We start from the raw sequence: 15,214 nt of genomic DNA, 5'->3' as shown, positions 1-15,214 counted from the left end.
TCCTCAGACTTTGAGGGTCGTTTTATGCGAGACCCCGGATCGGACGTGCAGGGTTACCAACGACGGTTTCATCGGGTGGGACAGATTTGGTCACGACGCTGCCCGCGCCGACAATGGCCCGGTCACCGATTGAGACACCAGGCAGGATTATAGCTCCGCCGCCAATCCAAACATTCTCGCCGATCGTGACCGGATGTGCGATTTCAAGACCGTTTGCGCGCAGGGCGGGGTCTTTGGCGTGTTCGGCGCAGTAGATCTGGACGTTAGGTCCCAGCATGGTGTCGCTTCCGATCCTCACCGATGCGGTATCCAGTACGGTACAGCCCGCGTTAAAATAGACGCGATCGCCCAGAGAGAGGTTGAATCCATAGGCGCAATGAAACGGGGCTTCGATGAAACACATATGCCCAGTCTCGGCGAAAAGCGTACGCAGCTCGGGCGCGATCGGGCCGCGATCATCGGGTTGGCTTGTGTTGTGGGCGTAAACGGCGCGACGGGCGGTCTGGCGCAAGTCTTCCAGTTCCGGATCGAGGCAGGTGTACCACGCACCTGCCGCCATTTTCTGTCGCTCGCTCATGTTTTTAGGGTTAGCGCATCCTTAGAGCGCCGTCGATGCGGATGACCTCTCCGTTCAGATATCCCATCTCGACGATGAAGGCGGCGAGGCGTCCGTATTCCTTCGGGTCCCCCAAGCGGGGTGGGTTCGGGACGTCGGCGGCCAATTGGGCTTGCACCTCTTCCGGCAGACCGGCCAGCATGGGCGTCATGAAGATTCCGGGCGCGATGGTCATCACCCGGATACCGGTTGAGGCCAGATCGCGTGCCATAGGTAGGGTCATACCAACCACGCCGCCTTTTGAAGCCGCATAGGCCGCCTGACCCTTTTGCCCGTCGAACGCCGCGATAGAAGCGGTGTTGATGATGACTCCACGGGCCCCGTCTGCATCGGGTTCATTCAAGGCCATTTGAGCCGCAGCCAAACGGGCGACATTGAAACTGCCCACCAGATTGATGTCGATGGTGCGCTGGAACGCGTCCAAAGGGTGCGGGCCGTCGCGCCCGACGGTCTTGATACCGTCCGCAATACCGGCGCAATTCACGGCAGCGGTGATCTTGCCCATTTTATCCGTGGCCAGCCCGACCGCTGCTGCGACCGACGCTTCTTGGGTTACATCGGTCTCATTGAAATGCCCTCCGATCTCGGCGGCGACCTTCGCGCCTCGGTCGGCATCGCGATCCAGCAGCGTGACCTGAGCGCCTTGCGCGGCAAAGTACCGGGCGGTGGCTTCGCCCAAACCGGACGCACCGCCGGTGATGATGGCTGCGGTGTCGGACAGGTTCATGATGGGCCTCCTCGCGGGTTAATGAACATATGTTCAATAAACAGTTTAGCCGCGTCCTGTCTATAGGTTTGGCTTTGGACCCCGCGTTGGGTTCTGAAGAAATCCTCAGAAACCTTTCAGATCGGCTTCACGGAAGATCGCCAACTCGTGAATGAACAACCTGACGCGGTCGGGTGTTTTTTCGTCAGGAGGTGCTGAAATGTTAAAGAGTACGAAGCAAAAACTTGGCGCGCTTGCGATTGCGCCGTTTGTCGGGGTGTTCATGGTCGGAAGCGCAGCAGCCGCGCCGGAAACCTGCAACTGGAAAAAAGCGCGCGACCTCGCCAATGCCGGAGACTATGCGGGTTTGTGTGATTGCGCGCAGGTTACGCCGAGCTTTCTGGAGCGTCTGCAGAGGCGGTCCGATTTCGAAACCACCCTCAGCGTAACAGGTGCGCAATGCCCGGGATTGGCAACGTTGCTGACCGATTTGCCGACGGCGAGTGTGCGGGTGGCTTCAAATCGGGGTGAAGACAGATCTTCCAACGGTCCGGGCAACGTCGGCGGAGGCGGTCCGGCAGGTGACGGTGGTCCAGGCGGCGATGACGGCCCCGGTGATGGGGGCGATGGTCCCGGAGATGGCGGCGGCGATGGACCGGGTAACGGCGGCGATGGCCCCGGTAATGGTGGCGGCGGTGACGGCCCCGGTAACGGTGGCAATGGCGGCAACAACGGAGGCCCGGGCAACGGCAATGGAAATGGCGGAAACCCCGGAAACGGTGGTGGCAACAACGGAGGTTCAGGGCCGGGCACCGGTAACGGTGGCGGCAACAATGGACAGGGCGGCGGCTCCGGAAACGGCGGCGGCGGTAACGGAAATGGAGGAAGCAGCGGCGACGGCAAAGGCGGTGGTGGCAAAGGCGGCGACGGTAAGGGTGGCGGCAAGAACGGCGGAGGAAAGGGCAAGAAGTAGCCCATCGTGACGCGGTGCCTGAACTTTGTGTAGGTCGCCAAATTCGGCGCCTTACGCCAGCAAATTAATCCCCGGTTGCAGCCAGCGCCAGCTTGGCAATCTACAGCGCCAGCGCGTAGGTCACCGGTTGAGCGCCACTCGCTTTAGGCATCTTCTTTGCTGCCGATGCCGGTAATTTAGACTTTGCGATCCGCTCGCCTGGTTTGCCGTCTTTGAAAAAACTGTCGACCCGCCAGCTTGCTTTCAGGGTTCTCGGCAGTTTGCTCAACATGCGCGAGGTTTCCTTTGACGCACTGCTCCACCAAGGTTTCATGCCGCCGCTGCACTTTGCATGAAACCGGACGCGGACCCGATAACCCGAGGCTTTCTCTTCTTTTTTGAAATCCTGCAAGCTCTTGATCAGTTTGGATTCAAAGGCGCTGTAGTAGGTCGAGTTCGAGCTGGCAGACATGGGCGTCAGATTAACATTGGTGCCGGGACCACCAAGTTTTTCGCTTAGGATATGGCCTTTGATGTATGTCTGTGCCTGCAGTTCCGAGTAGTCGGACAGCATCTGAATTTCTGTCAGCGCCAGAAGCTCCAAAATCTTGTCGACCGAATTTGCCTTGGCAAGCTTTTGGAGCGTCGACTTACTGGATAGGGCCTTTTGCACCGCAGCCAGATCAATCAGGTCTTTTACATCCCAGCGCGAGTTGAACCGCTCGACAATCGCGCAATGGCCGGTAGCCGGAGAGCTTCCCTTTTGCTTCAAACTGTCTGTTGTCAGGATGCAGGTGACTTCGTCTGCGCCGGTTGAGAATTTTTCGCCTTCAAAGACAACGTCGGCGCGGCGGGAAGATGTGAATTTGTTCGCAACTACCATGTTCAAATCATACTAAAACGCTTCAATAGTCAGCAGTTTAGCATAGATTTGGGCTTCAACGAAATAAGGCGCTCCGGGCGCAGGTGTTTGCGCCCGGAAACGAGAAAGATCAGCCCAGCTGAACCAGCGCGTGGCGCTTCTTTCCCGCGCTCAGTTTGATCGGAGAGGACAACGCGCCTGCGTCAATCATCAGGCCTGCATCCGTCAGCGGCGCGTCGTCCAGCTTGGCACCGTTTTCCGAGATCAGGCGCTTGGCTTCTTTGCCGGACTTGGCCAGACCGGATTTCACGATCAACTGCACGATCGACATGCCTTCACCCAGCTCATCCGCGCTGAGCGTGAGGGTTGGAAGGTCTCCTCCCACGCCGCCTTTTTCGAACACTTCGCGGGCCGTGGCCTCGGCTGTGGCAGCGGCTTCGGCACCATGTAGAAGGGTCGTGACCTCATTGGCGAGGCGAATTTTGGCCTCGTTTATCTCGGATCCCTGCAACGCGCCCATGCGGTCGCACTCATCGGCCGGAAGCTCGGTGAAGATCTTAAGGAAGCGGCCCACATCGGCGTCGGTGGTGTTGCGCCAGAACTGCCAGAACTCATACGGCGATAGCATATCGCCGTTCAGCCAGATCGCACCGCCCTGCGATTTGCCCATCTTGCGGCCGTCGCTGGTGGTCAGCAGAGGTGTCGTCAGGCCGTAGATTTCCTGATCCAAGACGCGGCGGGTCAGGTCGATACCGTTGACGATATTGCCCCACTGATCCGAACCGCCCATTTGCAGAACGCAGCCATAGCGGCGGTTCAGCTCAAGGAAGTCATAGGCCTGAAGGATCATGTAGTTGAATTCGAGGAAGCTCAGCGATTGCTCGCGGTCCAGCCGGGATTTCACGGACTCGAAGGACAGCATCCGGTTGACCGAGAAATGCCGCCCGATATCGCGCAGGAAATCGAGGTAGTTCAGGCTGTCTAACCACTCGGCATTGTTCAGCATCAGCGCGCCGGTCTCGCTGTCATCGTAAGACAGGTATTTCGAGAACACCTGCTTCATGCCCGCGATATTGGCGTCGATCTGTTCGGGCCCCAGCAGGGGACGTTCATCCGACCGGAACGAGGGGTCGCCCACCTTGGTGGTGCCGCCGCCCATCAGGGTGATCGGCTTGTGGCCGGTCTTTTGCAGCCAACGCAGCACCATGATGTTCATCAGGTGACCCACATGCAGCGACTGCGCTGTAGCGTCATAGCCGATATAAGCCGTCTGAACCCCGTCGATCAGAGCGTCGTCAAGGCCTTGATAATCGGTGCAGTCGGCGAGGAAGCCGCGCTCGATCATCGTGGCGATGAAATCCGATTTGGGGTGGTAGGTCATATCGTGCCCTCGGGGTTACTGTTGCGGGGCACTGTATAGGCGGCGGCGTAGGGAAGGGGAAGGTGCCTTTTGCGCTGAAAAAGACCTCGGGCCAGCGTCGCAAACAGGGCGCTCGGGGCAGAATTCTTTGCAGCTTGGGCGCAAGGCGCTTGCCTTGTCTGCCGCGGGCGGGGCAGGTTGGCGCCGTTGCACGCTCTGATTGTCCAGAATGCAAGTGTGGCGACTGATACATGCAGGAGGCAGCCGTGCGGCAGTCCAACAAGATACAAGGGCCGATCCGGGCGCTTGGGGCGATGTCCGGAACGTCAATGGATGGCGTGGATGCCGCTGTGGTCGAAACCGATGGTCACCGGATCCTCAGCTTTGGTGAAACCGGCTATCGCGCCTATTCCGAGGCCGAACGCGCGGTGATCCGGGCCGCCTTGGGGCAATGGCAAGGCCCCGATGTCGAGGTCGCGGGCGAGTTGGTGACGGTGGCCCATGCTGAGGCCCTGTCTGAATTTGAAGATGTGGATTTGATCGGCTTTCACGGCCAGACCCTTGCGCATGAGCCGCGCGGGCGCGGCACCTTGCAGGTGGGCGACGGCGTCGGTCTGGCGCAGGCGTTGGGTTTACCGGTTGTATGGGACTTCCGCAGTGACGATGTGGCTTTGGGGGGCGAAGGCGCGCCTCTGGCCCCGTTCTTCCATTTCGCTTGTGCCAAATGGATCGATGCGCAGGAGCCGCTGTGTTTCCTGAACCTCGGCGGTGTCGGCAACTTGACCTATGTAGACCCGTCCTTTGATGGCCCTGAGGCACCGGGGGCGTTGCTGGCTTTTGACACCGGCCCGGCAAATGCGCCTGTGGATGATCTGATGCAAGCTCGCCTGGGCCTACCGATGGATCGCGATGGCGCAGTAGCCCGCGGCGGCTCCGTGGAAACCGGTGCGCTGGAGCTGTTTTTGGCCGAGCCATTCTTTGCGCGCATGCCGCCCAAATCCTTGGACCGAAACGACTTTGCCGAGATGGTGCGTCTGGTGCAGGAGTTGTGCGACGCAGATGCGGTTGCCACTCTGACCGCGATGTGCGCGGCGGGTGTGGCGCAGGGTATGCAGCATTGCCCGAAACCTCCGGCGCGCGTGTTGGTGACCGGCGGCGGGCGGCACAACCCCGTTCTGATGGAGATGCTGCGCGTCTCGTTGGATTGCCCGGTTGAGCCGGTCGAGGCCGTGGGGCTGGACGGCGATATGCTGGAAGCGCAGGCCTTCGCCTATCTGGCGGTCCGCGTGGCGCGAGGTTTGCCGACCTCATGCCCTGGAACGACGGGGGTGCAGGCCCTGGTGGGCGGTGGCATTGTCAGCCGTGTCTCGGTGGACCAGGCCAGCTAAGCTGGAAACTCGGACCAAGTGGTTCAAAAGCGGACACAAATGTGCAACGCTTGTGTAAACTTGTTTCAACAAAGGTCTTGTTTCATGGCGACGAAAGCGGAACTGGAAGCCGAACTTGAGGCGTTGCGTGCTCGTAACGCGAAGCTGGAGGAGAGCGCTGAGGCGGGTTCTGAAGAGAAGACCTCGACCAAGACAAGCGATGAGATTCGGCGATTGCTGAAAGAACATGGGGTTGATCTATCCGGGGCTGAGGCCATGGGTGAGGATGTCGTTGCCGAGTTTGGCCGTTTGCAGAAGGACTATCCGATTACAGTTCTGCTGATTGCGTTCTCGCTTGGGTACGTGGTCGGTCGGGCCAGCAGGTAGAGAGGGTGAGATGAGCAGACTTAGCAGAAATCTTGTAACGATCTATCGCACGGAGCGCCTGATTGCGCGTCGTCGTCTTGCGGTCATGCAGCAACAGACAATCCTGATGGTGTTGGCGGGTATCGCGGCGCTGGCCGGTCTTGTCGCGTTGAATGTTGCCATCTTTTTCGCGCTGGAAACGTTGATGTCTTCCGCCGGTGCGGCTGGCCTATTGGCGGCCGGGAACCTGGTTTTAGCGGCGCTGCTGGTTCTGTTTGCGCGGCGGACCAATGTCGAGGATGAAATCGCCCCGGCGGTGGAAGTTCGCGATATGGCGATTGCAGACGTTGAAGACGAGATGGAAGAGATGGCCACTGAAGCACGTGAGGTGGTTCAGGCGGTGAAGAGCATTGGGGCAAACCCGTTGGGCTCTTTACCAGCGTTGCTGGTGCCTTTGTTGACTGCTCTTTTGAAGAACCGGGCGGAGAAATAGGTGGGTGCGGGGTTGGGGGCTCTGCCCCCGCCGCGCTTTGCGTGACTCCCCCGAGGTATTTGTAGCCAGATGAAGTTTGGATCCCCAATTGCTATCGGCTGCGAGGGATGTCGAAACTGGGGGCGGCGAGGTCGAAGCATTCGAATTCGAAACCGGGAGAGACGGTGCAGCTGACCAGAGTATAGTCTCCGGTCGTTCGGGCGGCTTGCCAGTGGTTTTCAGGAACAATCAGTTGCGGTGCGCCTTGGGACAGGTTGGGGGTGAGAAGGTGATCGGTGGAGGGGCCTTGGTCGGTTTCACTGATCGATAGCACCAGAGGCGCGCCTGCATGGTAAAGCCAGATCTCGGTCGCATCGACGCGGTGCCAGTGGCTGGATTCCTCGGCCTCTAGCAGGAAATAGATGCAAGTGCCCGTGGCACGGCCTTCGTTTTGCGCGCGCCATGTCTCGCGGTACCAGCCGCCTTCGGGGTGTTTTTGCAGGTTCAGGTGGTCGATGATCTCTTGCGCGGTCATGTTTGGCCCTTTGGGTTTTTGCGCGATTATGCATGGGTTCGCACGATCCGCTATGGCAATCATCGCCTAAGGTCATATGTTTGCGCCATGACCCTTACAATCCCCTTTGATAACTCCTACGCCCGTTTGCCGGATGCCTTTTACACGCGGCAGTCTCCGGTCCCTGTGAAAGAGCCTCAGTTGATTGCGTTCAACGAGGGGTTGGCGCGGATTTTGCGCATCTCCCACGGAGATGTCACGGAGATGGCGCAAGCCTTTGCGGGCAATACGGTGCCCGACGGGGCAGAGCCTTTGGCGCAGCTTTATTCGGGGCACCAGTTCGGGACTTATAATCCTCAGCTTGGCGACGGTCGTGCGGTTTTGCTGGGAGAGACTGTGGGCGAAGACGGGATACGCCGCGACATTCAGCTGAAGGGCTCGGGCCGGACACCTTATTCGCGGCAAGGCGATGGGCGGGCATGGCTGGGGCCGGTTTTGCGGGAATATGTGGTCTCAGAAGCGATGCATGCGCTGGGCATTCCGACCACACGGGCTCTGGCGGCCGTTGAAACGGGGGAAGCCGTTTATCGCGAAGGGCCGATGCCTGGGGCGGTTCTGACCCGTGTGGCGCAGAGCCATTTGCGCGTTGGAACATTTCAGGTCTTTGCTGGGCGCAGGCAGGTCGATAGCCTCAAGCAACTGACCGACTACGCCATCCAGCGCCACTACCCAGAGGCCGAGGGGCCAATGGGCCTGTTGCGGGGGGTTCGCGATGCGCAGGCAAAGCTGATCGCGGCGTGGATGAGCGTTGGCTTCATTCACGGTGTGATGAATACAGACAATTCCTCGATCGCGGGGGAGACCATCGACTATGGTCCTTGCGCCTTTATGGACAGCTATCATCCGAATACGGTTTTCAGCTCGATCGACAGGATGGGGCGCTATGCCTATTCCAACCAGCCCGAAATCGCGGTGTGGAATCTGGCGCAACTGGCGACGGCCTTGATCCAGCAAATCGATGACCCTCAGGACGGTGTCGAAGAGGCGACCGAGATCGTACACGCCATGCCCGATTTGCTCCAGCAGGAGTGGTTGAGCCGCTTCCGTGCCAAGCTGGGTTTGACGCGCGAGGAGGATGGCGATCTTGGGCTGATCACCGACCTGTTGAAGCGTATGGCGGAAGAGCAGGCGGATTTCACCAACACCTTCCGGGCGCTGGGCGGTGAGACCGCGCGGGATCAGTTCACAAATCCTGAGGCCTTTGATAGCTGGTCTGAGGGTTGGCAGACCCGCATCTCGCGTGAAGCGGACCCGCTAGGAGTGATGTCAGCTACAAACCCGGCCTTCATCCCGCGCAACCATCGTGTTGAGCAAATGATCGAAGCTGCGGTGAACGGGGACTATGCGCCGTTCCATCGTTTGAACGATGTGTTGTCCCGCCCCTTTGAAGATCAGCCCGGGAATGCTGACCTAACACGGCCCCCCGGTGCAAATGAGGTGGTTCACGCCACGTTCTGCGGAACCTGATTGCGGCCTAGAAGCTCGAATTGCAGGCAAGTCTCGGACATGTCTATGGGCAAGGTAGGTGAGATCAGGCCACTATCGGCCAGCATGACCGATTCCCGTTTCAGTTGGATTTCGCGCCCAGATTCTGATTTCACGTAGGTCCCCGAGGTGCTGCGATCTGTCAGGATCAGCTTGCCTGCTTTCATGGCAAGGACCGCATGCAGGCGCGAGATCCAGGGCTGAGGCAGGACCACATCGCAATCGGGCGCGCGGCCAATCTTGAATTCTCCGTTGCCAAGACAGCGCCAGACACGATCCTCATGGCGAAGGATCAGCGTGAGGCCCTCACGTGGTTGCCAATTTTCCTCCGTACGGCCGAAATTCTGTGGCAGCCTTGTCTGCATGATCGAGTCAGACTCGGGGTGGATCAGCGAATATGCTGTCTGCGCCTCGGTAAGCCCCTTAAGGCTAAGCTGGCCCAGTGGTGTAAGCGTGCTCCGAAGCTCGGTGGGCAGCAAAACGGCGATCCCCTGGCTGAAACAGGCCTCGCCCGGATTGGCTGCGGTTGCAAAGCGGGCCGTCACGTTGACGGCCTCGCCATAGATGCCGCGCTTGCCAATCACGATGGGGCCGCAATGCACGCCCACATGGACCGACAGCGGTGTATGAGTTGAAGGCTCGATCAGCTTCAGGGCTGCATTGTAGGCCGCGCTTGGGTTCTCGAAATAGCTGAGAACATCGTCGCCCTTTTGCCCGACCGGAATGCCGCCAAACTCCTGCAGCACCGAGCGCAACCGGTCAATTTCAAGTTGGATCAGGCGCTGGGCTTCGTCATCGCCCACCGCCTTGTAGAGCGGCGTACTGCCCACGATATCGGCAATGATCATCGTGGCGAATGTGGATTCAACGTCCAAGGGCGAGTTTCCTTTTTGCGGCAGTTTAACCCCGCTTGATTTCGTGTAAACTTATTTAATGTAATGCTCATAAACCTTTGAGGGAACGCGCTGAGAATTGCAACAGCGTGCCCATTCCAAAGGTCCCAAATCGGTGCCGTTGATTCTGAAAAGCGATATGAAAATACCCTCAGTTCTGCGGCTTGCCAGCTACAATATCCAGAAATGTGTCGGCCTTGATCTCCGGCGTCAGCCACAGCGTATTCTTCAGGTTCTCGAAGGAATGCGCGCCGATATCGTCGTGTTGCAGGAGGCTGACAAACGCTTGCCGCCTAGGCCTGCCGCGCTTCCTCAGTTCATGTTAGATGAGGCCGGATGGCAGATCGTCGATCTGGGCGGGGCGGGCAGTTTGGGATGGCACGGAAATGCGGTGATCTGGCGGGGTGATGCGATCTCGGTCCGTCAGACTGGGCATCACGAATTGCCGGGGTTCGAGCCGCGCGGCGCGGTACGGGTTGAGTTCGATACCCCCATCGGGCCGCTTCGGGTGATGGGTATGCACCTGGGGCTGCTGTCTGCCTCGCGTCGCCGGCAGATCACCCATATACGCCAATTCGGCGCGGATCTGGAGGATATGCCGACGGTCTGGGCCGGAGATTTCAACGAATGGTCGCGCTCACCTGTGCTCGATAACCTCGTGCCTGAGATGCGGTTTCTGCCTCCGCTCCCCAGCTTTCCTGCAGCCCAGCCCTTAGGCGCCTTGGACCGGATTGCCCTTGGGCAGGGGGTCGAGGTGCATGCGCATGGCGTGCATGAGGATCGCCCGGCCCATATCGCCTCGGACCATTTGCCGATCTGGGCCGATCTGCGCCTTGAAGGATGATCTGCGCAGGCATGTCGAATTCTTGTGGCGCGGCGCGTATGGAAATACTAAGACAGACACCCGAGTAGTTTCTGAGGGGCATCATGCCGGATACGATCATTTCGCGCTGTGAGGCCAAAGGCCTTCGCATGACCGGCCAGCGGCGCACTATTGCGCAGGTTCTTGAAGAGAGCGCGGACCACCCGGATGTCGAAGAACTCTATGCCCGCGCGTCAGCTTTGGATTCGGGTATCTCGATCGCAACGGTCTACCGCACGGTGAAACTATTCGAAGAGGCTGGCATTCTGGAGCGTCTGGAATTCGGCGATGGCCGCGCCCGTTATGAAGATGCCGAGAGGGATCACCATGATCACCTGATCGACATGCAATCGGGGGAAGTGATCGAATTCGTCGACCCCGAGATCGAAGCGCTGCAGGAAAAGATCGCGGAAAAGTTGGGTTACCGTCTCAAAGGACATCGGCTGGAGCTGTATGGCGTTCCCATCAAGCCCGAGTGATCCATCACCAAACGCGATGGGTGGCAACAAGACAATTCATCGCTCGCGATGTGATAGGTCTTGATTTAACGCAATACATACGGTTTTTCTGAAGCGAGAAGGCGGCAATTGGTGCCGCCCGTTTCTTTACGGACAGACCCATGAACAACGTCAACGGCATTTTGCTGGTCATTGCGTCTATGGCGGCTTTCACGCTTGAGGATGTCTTCATCAAGCAGCTGACGTCATCAATAATGCCTGGCCAGATTCTGGTCATGCTGGGGCTGGTTTGTTCTGTCGTATTTCTGGTCATGGCCATCTCGACCCGCAAACGGATTTTTGTACCCGAGGCGTGGCAGCTTTTACCAATGATCCGCGCTATGTCCGAAGCCGTCGCTGCGGTAGCCTTTGTGACGGCGCTGGCCCTTGTGGACCTTTCGACCGTGGCGGCCGTGTTTCAGGCAATGCCTCTAGCGGTCACCATGGGGGCGGCGCTGTTTTTGGGTGAACAAGTCGGTTGGCGACGCTGGAGCGCGATTGGCGTTGGTTTCATAGGGGTGCTGATGATCATCCGACCCGGGCTTGAAGGTTTCCGCCCGGAATCCCTCTATGTGGTGGCTGCGGTTATTGGCGTGGCGGCCCGCGATCTGATTACACGGCGATTGGACAGTAAGGTCTCGTCGGCGGTGGTGTCCCTACAGGCCTATCTAGCCTTGGCTGTGGGCGGCGCGACCTTGATGATCATGAGCGGCCATCCACTGGAAACCATGCAAAGCGCTGAGGTTTGGCCTTTTGCCGGAGCGGCCTTTTTCGGTGTTCTGGGCTACTATGCGATCGTGATCGCAATGCGCGTCGGCGAAGCCTCGGCCGTCACGCCGTTTCGCTACACGCGGCTTCTGTTTTCGATCCTTGCGGGTGTCCTGGTCTTTGGGGAACGTCCGGACCTGATGACACTGGCCGGGGCGTCCCTTATCATCGGCTCGGGCCTGTATACCTTTCTACGCGAACGCAAATTGGCGCGCGAAATGGCCTTGGCCGCGGCGTAACCCTGTTGGCGCAAACATGACGCTGTTAGCCCTAAAGGGCCGAGAATATAAGTGTTAGCGATAACGGAAATGGTTTACTTTTGGTTCCGTGCTGCTATGACGCGTGCAACGGAATGCAGCCACAGGGACCGCCCTCATGAGTACCATCATCGACATTCACGCACGCGAAATCCTGGACAGCCGGGGCAACCCGACGGTCGAGGTCGACGTGATTCTGGAAGACGGCACAATGGGCCGCGCGGCTGTGCCCTCGGGTGCTTCCACCGGCGCCTACGAGGCGGTCGAAAAGCGCGACGGTGACATGTCGCGTTACATGGGCAAGGGCGTGCTCGAGGCCGTTGCCGCCGTCAACGGCGAGATCGCCGAGGAGCTGGTAGGCTTTGACGCGACCGAACAGGTCGCCATCGACCAGGCGATGATCGAGTTGGACGGGACCGAGAACAAGGGTCGTTTGGGCGCAAACGCTATTCTGGGTGTTTCGCTTGCGACGGCCAAGGCGGCGGCGGATTTCACCACGCAACCCTTGTATCGCTATGTCGGTGGTACTTCGGCCCGCGTCCTGCCGGTTCCGATGATGAACATCATCAACGGGGGCGAGCACGCCGACAACCCGATCGACATTCAGGAATTCATGATCATGCCGACCTCGGCCGCGAATATTCGCGAGGCGGTTCGCATGGGCTCCGAGGTGTTCCACACACTCAAGCGTGAGCTGTCGGCTGCCGGTCTGGCCACCGGAGTGGGCGACGAAGGCGGCTTTGCCCCCAACATCGCATCGACCCGTGAGGCATTGGATTTCATCCTGCAGGCGGTCGAAAAAGCGGGCTACAAGCCGGGCGAGGAAATTCACCTCGCCCTGGATTGCGCCGCGACCGAATACTTCAAGGACGGCAAATATGTGCTGGCGGGTGAGAATATCTCGCTGACCTCAGAGGAAAACGCCGAGTATCTGGCGACCCTGGTCAAAGACTATCCGATCATATCGATCGAAGACGGGATGTCCGAAGACGACTGGGATGGTTGGAAAGCTCTGACTGATGCCATCGGTGACAAGGTGCAGCTGGTTGGCGACGACCTTTTCGTGACCAACCCGGAACGTCTGGCCGAAGGGATCGAGCGTGGCTGCGCCAACTCGATGTTGGTCAAGGTGAACCAAATCGGATCGCTGACCGAGACACTACGCGCCGTCGATATGGCCCACCGCGCGCGTTATACCAACGTGATGTCGCATCGCTCAGGCGAGACCGAGGACTCCACCATTGCCGATCTGGCCGTGGCGACCAATTGCGGTCAGATCAAGACCGGCTCGCTGGCGCGCTCGGACCGGTTGGCCAAGTATAACCAGCTGATCCGTATCGAAGAATCGCTGGGTGAAGTTGCGGAATATGCCGGAGCATCGATCCTGAAACGGTGATCCGAAACTCGATTCTAAACACATCCAAAGGCTCTCTTTCCCCGGAAAGAGGGCCTTTTTTGATAGCAAAAAGACTGTTGCGACCGTCAATTCCTCTGGCTAGGAGAATTCGCCTTATTTGCAGGTATTTAGCGGTTTAACGGATGTTATGTGTGAACTTAATCACACAGCGCTCACGGTTTCGTGTTCTATACTGAAGTCATTACAGAAAGGAGCACACCATGACTGGTTCGAAATTCCTTCTCGTAGCGACAGTTTTCAGCACTGTTTTTTTGGCAGCCTGTGCAGGACCGGGGACCTACCCGATCACGGGGCAAGAGGTCTCATCCAATGACCCGGTGCAGGAGATGTATTATGACAAAGGCTTAGTTTTCCAGGGCGAGTCGCGCTAGAGCGCTTTGCTCATCAGCATGTAGCGCTCGCGTGGTTTGAAGCCGGTGCGCAGATATAGTTTCTGCGTCGCCTCATGCGTGCGGTCAACTTCTAGGTGCAGGGCCGTCAGCCCGGCCTCGGCCAAGGCTTTAGGCAATTCAAGTAGGACCTCGGTTGCGATACCTCGGCCACGAACGGCGGGGCGGATGTAGATTTCGTCCACGAACCCATCCATGCCTCCGAATTCAACCGACCAGCCGAAGGTCAGGATTATATAGCCCAAAGGCGCGCGGCCTGGGCCGATCAGGTAGATGCAGCCATGGGGAATCCCCTCAAGCAAAGGCATCAGTGCCTCGCGCCGTTGGTCGGCGTCCTGTGCGATCCCTTGTTCGGCATGGAACGCAGAGACCAGCCCCATCAGGCGGTCCAGATCTTCAGGGCGAGCCAGTCTTAAAGCGGCGGTCATAGGCGGGCCAGCCTTTCCGTGAGGAGGGTGAAGAATCCTTGGGCGTCTACGTCGCCCATGAACATAGCATTCGGTTTTCGGTCTGTTACACGCCACCAGTCAGCGACTGTCATACCCAGCGTCAATTCTGACTTGGTTTCGATCTCAACATTTATGTGACGACCCGAGAACAGTTCTGGTCGAATCAAATAGGCGGTAACGCAGGGATCGTGCAAAGGTGCGCCCTCTGAGCCGTACTTTTCCTTGTCAAAGCGCTCGAAGAAATCGGTCATTTCGGCAACTGCATGACCGACCTTACTATCCAGCGATCTGAATGCGTCATTGCGATGCGGTGTAACCAAAGCGTCATGGGTCACATCAAGAGGCATTACGACAATATGAGTGCCAGATTTAAACACAATATCAGCAGCTTCCGGGTCGACATAGATATTGAACTCTGCGGCTGGTGTGATGTTCCCGACCTCGAAATAGGCACCGCCCATCAGCACGATTTCCTGCACCCGGCCGACGATATCGGGGGCCTTCTGGAAGGCGGTCGCGATGTTTGTCAGTGGCCCTAGCGGGCAGAGCGTGACTGTCCCAGGCTCATGCGCACGCAGGGTGTCGATGATGAAATCAACCGCGTGGCCCTCGGCCAAAGGCATTTCGGGATCGGGAAGCACAGGCCCGTCGAGCCCAGTTTTACCGTGCACATGTTCAGCGGTGACCAAAGGCCGGTTCAAGGGGCGATCGCATCCGGCGTAGACGGGGATATCAGTGTGACCTGCCAATTCGCACACAATCCGCGCGTTCTTGGCGGTCAGTTCAAGCGGCACATTTCCGGCGACGGCAGTGATACCCAGAACCTCGATCTCTTCGGGGCTGGCGAGCGCCAGAAGAATGGCGACGGCGTCGTCCTGACCGGGGTCGGTGTCGATGATGATCTTGCGGGGCATTGGAGTCT

The 15,214-nt window shown here is 58.7% G+C and carries 18 protein-coding genes; 10 read left to right on the top strand and 8 right to left on the bottom strand.

The window, feature by feature from the left end; all coding sequences use genetic code 11:
* Window positions 1–22 precede the first annotated feature (22 nt).
* A complete protein-coding gene (locus ACR3FB_RS09760; protein WP_480564230.1) occupies window positions 23–577 on the bottom strand; it encodes a sugar O-acetyltransferase in 555 nt (184 codons plus the stop codon).
* Window positions 578–587: 10 nt separating this feature from the next.
* A complete protein-coding gene (locus ACR3FB_RS09755; RefSeq protein ID WP_170638478.1) occupies window positions 588–1,343 on the bottom strand; it encodes a 3-hydroxyacyl-CoA dehydrogenase in 756 nt (251 codons plus the stop codon).
* Window positions 1,344–1,542: 199 nt separating this feature from the next.
* Here ACR3FB_RS09755 and ACR3FB_RS09750 point away from each other — a divergent pair, with 199 nt between their 5' ends.
* Window positions 1,543–2,295: a hypothetical protein gene (locus ACR3FB_RS09750; RefSeq protein ID WP_480564232.1), complete on the top strand. Its 753-nt coding sequence runs from the start codon at window positions 1,543–1,545 to the stop codon at window positions 2,293–2,295.
* 100 nt (window positions 2,296–2,395) lie between these two features.
* On the opposite strand, the gene ACR3FB_RS09745 is transcribed toward ACR3FB_RS09750, so the two are convergent.
* Both ACR3FB_RS09745 and tyrS read right to left on the bottom strand, forming a co-directional pair.
* Complete coding sequence (locus ACR3FB_RS09745) at window positions 2,396–3,157, bottom strand: DNA/RNA non-specific endonuclease (RefSeq protein WP_480564235.1); 762 nt, start codon at window positions 3,155–3,157, stop codon at window positions 2,396–2,398.
* 109 nt (window positions 3,158–3,266) lie between these two features.
* Window positions 3,267–4,517, bottom strand: coding sequence for a tyrosine--tRNA ligase (gene tyrS / locus ACR3FB_RS09740; protein WP_480564238.1), 1,251 nt, complete (start codon window positions 4,515–4,517; stop codon window positions 3,267–3,269).
* Window positions 4,518–4,747: 230 nt separating this feature from the next.
* On the opposite strand from tyrS, the gene ACR3FB_RS09735 reads away from it, so the two are divergent.
* The 3 genes from ACR3FB_RS09735 (at window position 4,748) to ACR3FB_RS09725 (ending at window position 6,722) form a co-directional block, all read left to right on the top strand.
* The gene (locus ACR3FB_RS09735; protein ID WP_480564241.1) at window positions 4,748–5,884 is read left to right on the top strand and encodes an anhydro-N-acetylmuramic acid kinase; all 1,137 of its coding nucleotides are present in this window, start codon (window positions 4,748–4,750) and stop codon (window positions 5,882–5,884) included.
* A gap of 84 nt (window positions 5,885–5,968) precedes the next feature.
* On the top strand, window positions 5,969–6,250 hold the full coding sequence (locus ACR3FB_RS09730) for a hypothetical protein (RefSeq protein ID WP_480564244.1): 282 nt from the start codon (window positions 5,969–5,971) through the stop codon (window positions 6,248–6,250).
* A gap of 10 nt (window positions 6,251–6,260) precedes the next feature.
* Window positions 6,261–6,722: a hypothetical protein gene (locus ACR3FB_RS09725; RefSeq protein ID WP_480564246.1), complete on the top strand. Its 462-nt coding sequence runs from the start codon at window positions 6,261–6,263 to the stop codon at window positions 6,720–6,722.
* Between the two features lie 91 nt (window positions 6,723–6,813).
* On the opposite strand, the gene ACR3FB_RS09720 is transcribed toward ACR3FB_RS09725, so the two are convergent.
* A complete protein-coding gene (locus ACR3FB_RS09720) occupies window positions 6,814–7,236 on the bottom strand; it encodes a cupin domain-containing protein (protein ID WP_480564249.1) in 423 nt (140 codons plus the stop codon).
* Between the two features lie 87 nt (window positions 7,237–7,323).
* Between ACR3FB_RS09720 and ACR3FB_RS09715 the strand changes: the two genes are divergently transcribed.
* The gene (locus tag ACR3FB_RS09715) at window positions 7,324–8,742 is read left to right on the top strand and encodes a protein adenylyltransferase SelO (RefSeq protein ID WP_480564252.1); all 1,419 of its coding nucleotides are present in this window, start codon (window positions 7,324–7,326) and stop codon (window positions 8,740–8,742) included.
* On the opposite strand, the gene ACR3FB_RS09710 is transcribed toward ACR3FB_RS09715, so the two are convergent.
* Window positions 8,718–9,635 carry an adenylate/guanylate cyclase domain-containing protein gene (locus ACR3FB_RS09710; RefSeq protein WP_480564255.1) on the bottom strand — a complete coding sequence of 306 codons (918 nt, stop codon included), beginning with the start codon at window positions 9,633–9,635 and terminating at the stop codon, window positions 8,718–8,720. The two genes, ACR3FB_RS09715 and ACR3FB_RS09710, sit on opposite strands and share 25 nt — an antisense overlap.
* Before the next feature lie 157 nt (window positions 9,636–9,792).
* Here ACR3FB_RS09710 and ACR3FB_RS09705 point away from each other — a divergent pair, with 157 nt between their 5' ends.
* The 5 genes from ACR3FB_RS09705 (at window position 9,793) to ACR3FB_RS09685 (ending at window position 13,825) form a co-directional block, all read left to right on the top strand.
* Window positions 9,793–10,497: an endonuclease/exonuclease/phosphatase family protein gene (locus ACR3FB_RS09705; RefSeq protein WP_170676235.1), complete on the top strand. Its 705-nt coding sequence runs from the start codon at window positions 9,793–9,795 to the stop codon at window positions 10,495–10,497.
* A gap of 83 nt (window positions 10,498–10,580) precedes the next feature.
* The gene (locus ACR3FB_RS09700) at window positions 10,581–10,994 is read left to right on the top strand and encodes a Fur family transcriptional regulator (RefSeq protein ID WP_170373928.1); all 414 of its coding nucleotides are present in this window, start codon (window positions 10,581–10,583) and stop codon (window positions 10,992–10,994) included.
* A gap of 140 nt (window positions 10,995–11,134) precedes the next feature.
* Entirely contained in the window at window positions 11,135–12,019 is an 885-nt protein-coding gene (locus ACR3FB_RS09695) for a DMT family transporter (protein ID WP_480564258.1), read from the top strand.
* Window positions 12,020–12,155: 136 nt separating this feature from the next.
* Entirely contained in the window at window positions 12,156–13,433 is a 1,278-nt protein-coding gene (gene eno, locus ACR3FB_RS09690) for a phosphopyruvate hydratase (protein ID WP_480564261.1), read from the top strand.
* A gap of 221 nt (window positions 13,434–13,654) precedes the next feature.
* On the top strand, window positions 13,655–13,825 hold the full coding sequence (locus ACR3FB_RS09685) for a hypothetical protein (protein WP_480564263.1): 171 nt from the start codon (window positions 13,655–13,657) through the stop codon (window positions 13,823–13,825).
* Here the strand turns inward: ACR3FB_RS09685 and ACR3FB_RS09680 are convergent.
* Together ACR3FB_RS09680 and ACR3FB_RS09675 are read right to left on the bottom strand one after the other, a co-directional pair.
* Window positions 13,822–14,271 carry a GNAT family N-acetyltransferase gene (locus ACR3FB_RS09680; RefSeq protein WP_170659736.1) on the bottom strand — a complete coding sequence of 150 codons (450 nt, stop codon included), beginning with the start codon at window positions 14,269–14,271 and terminating at the stop codon, window positions 13,822–13,824. The two genes, ACR3FB_RS09685 and ACR3FB_RS09680, sit on opposite strands and share 4 nt — an antisense overlap.
* On the bottom strand, window positions 14,268–15,206 hold the full coding sequence (locus tag ACR3FB_RS09675) for a nucleoside hydrolase (protein WP_480564266.1): 939 nt from the start codon (window positions 15,204–15,206) through the stop codon (window positions 14,268–14,270). Before ACR3FB_RS09675 ends, ACR3FB_RS09680 begins: the two co-directional genes overlap by 4 nt.
* Between the last annotated feature and the right edge of the window lie 8 nt (window positions 15,207–15,214).

The organism is Ruegeria sp. AO1 (genome assembly GCF_056535985.1).
The sequence above is the reverse complement of the archived record's forward strand: the minus strand, read 5'-3'. Positions and strand labels throughout refer to the sequence as shown.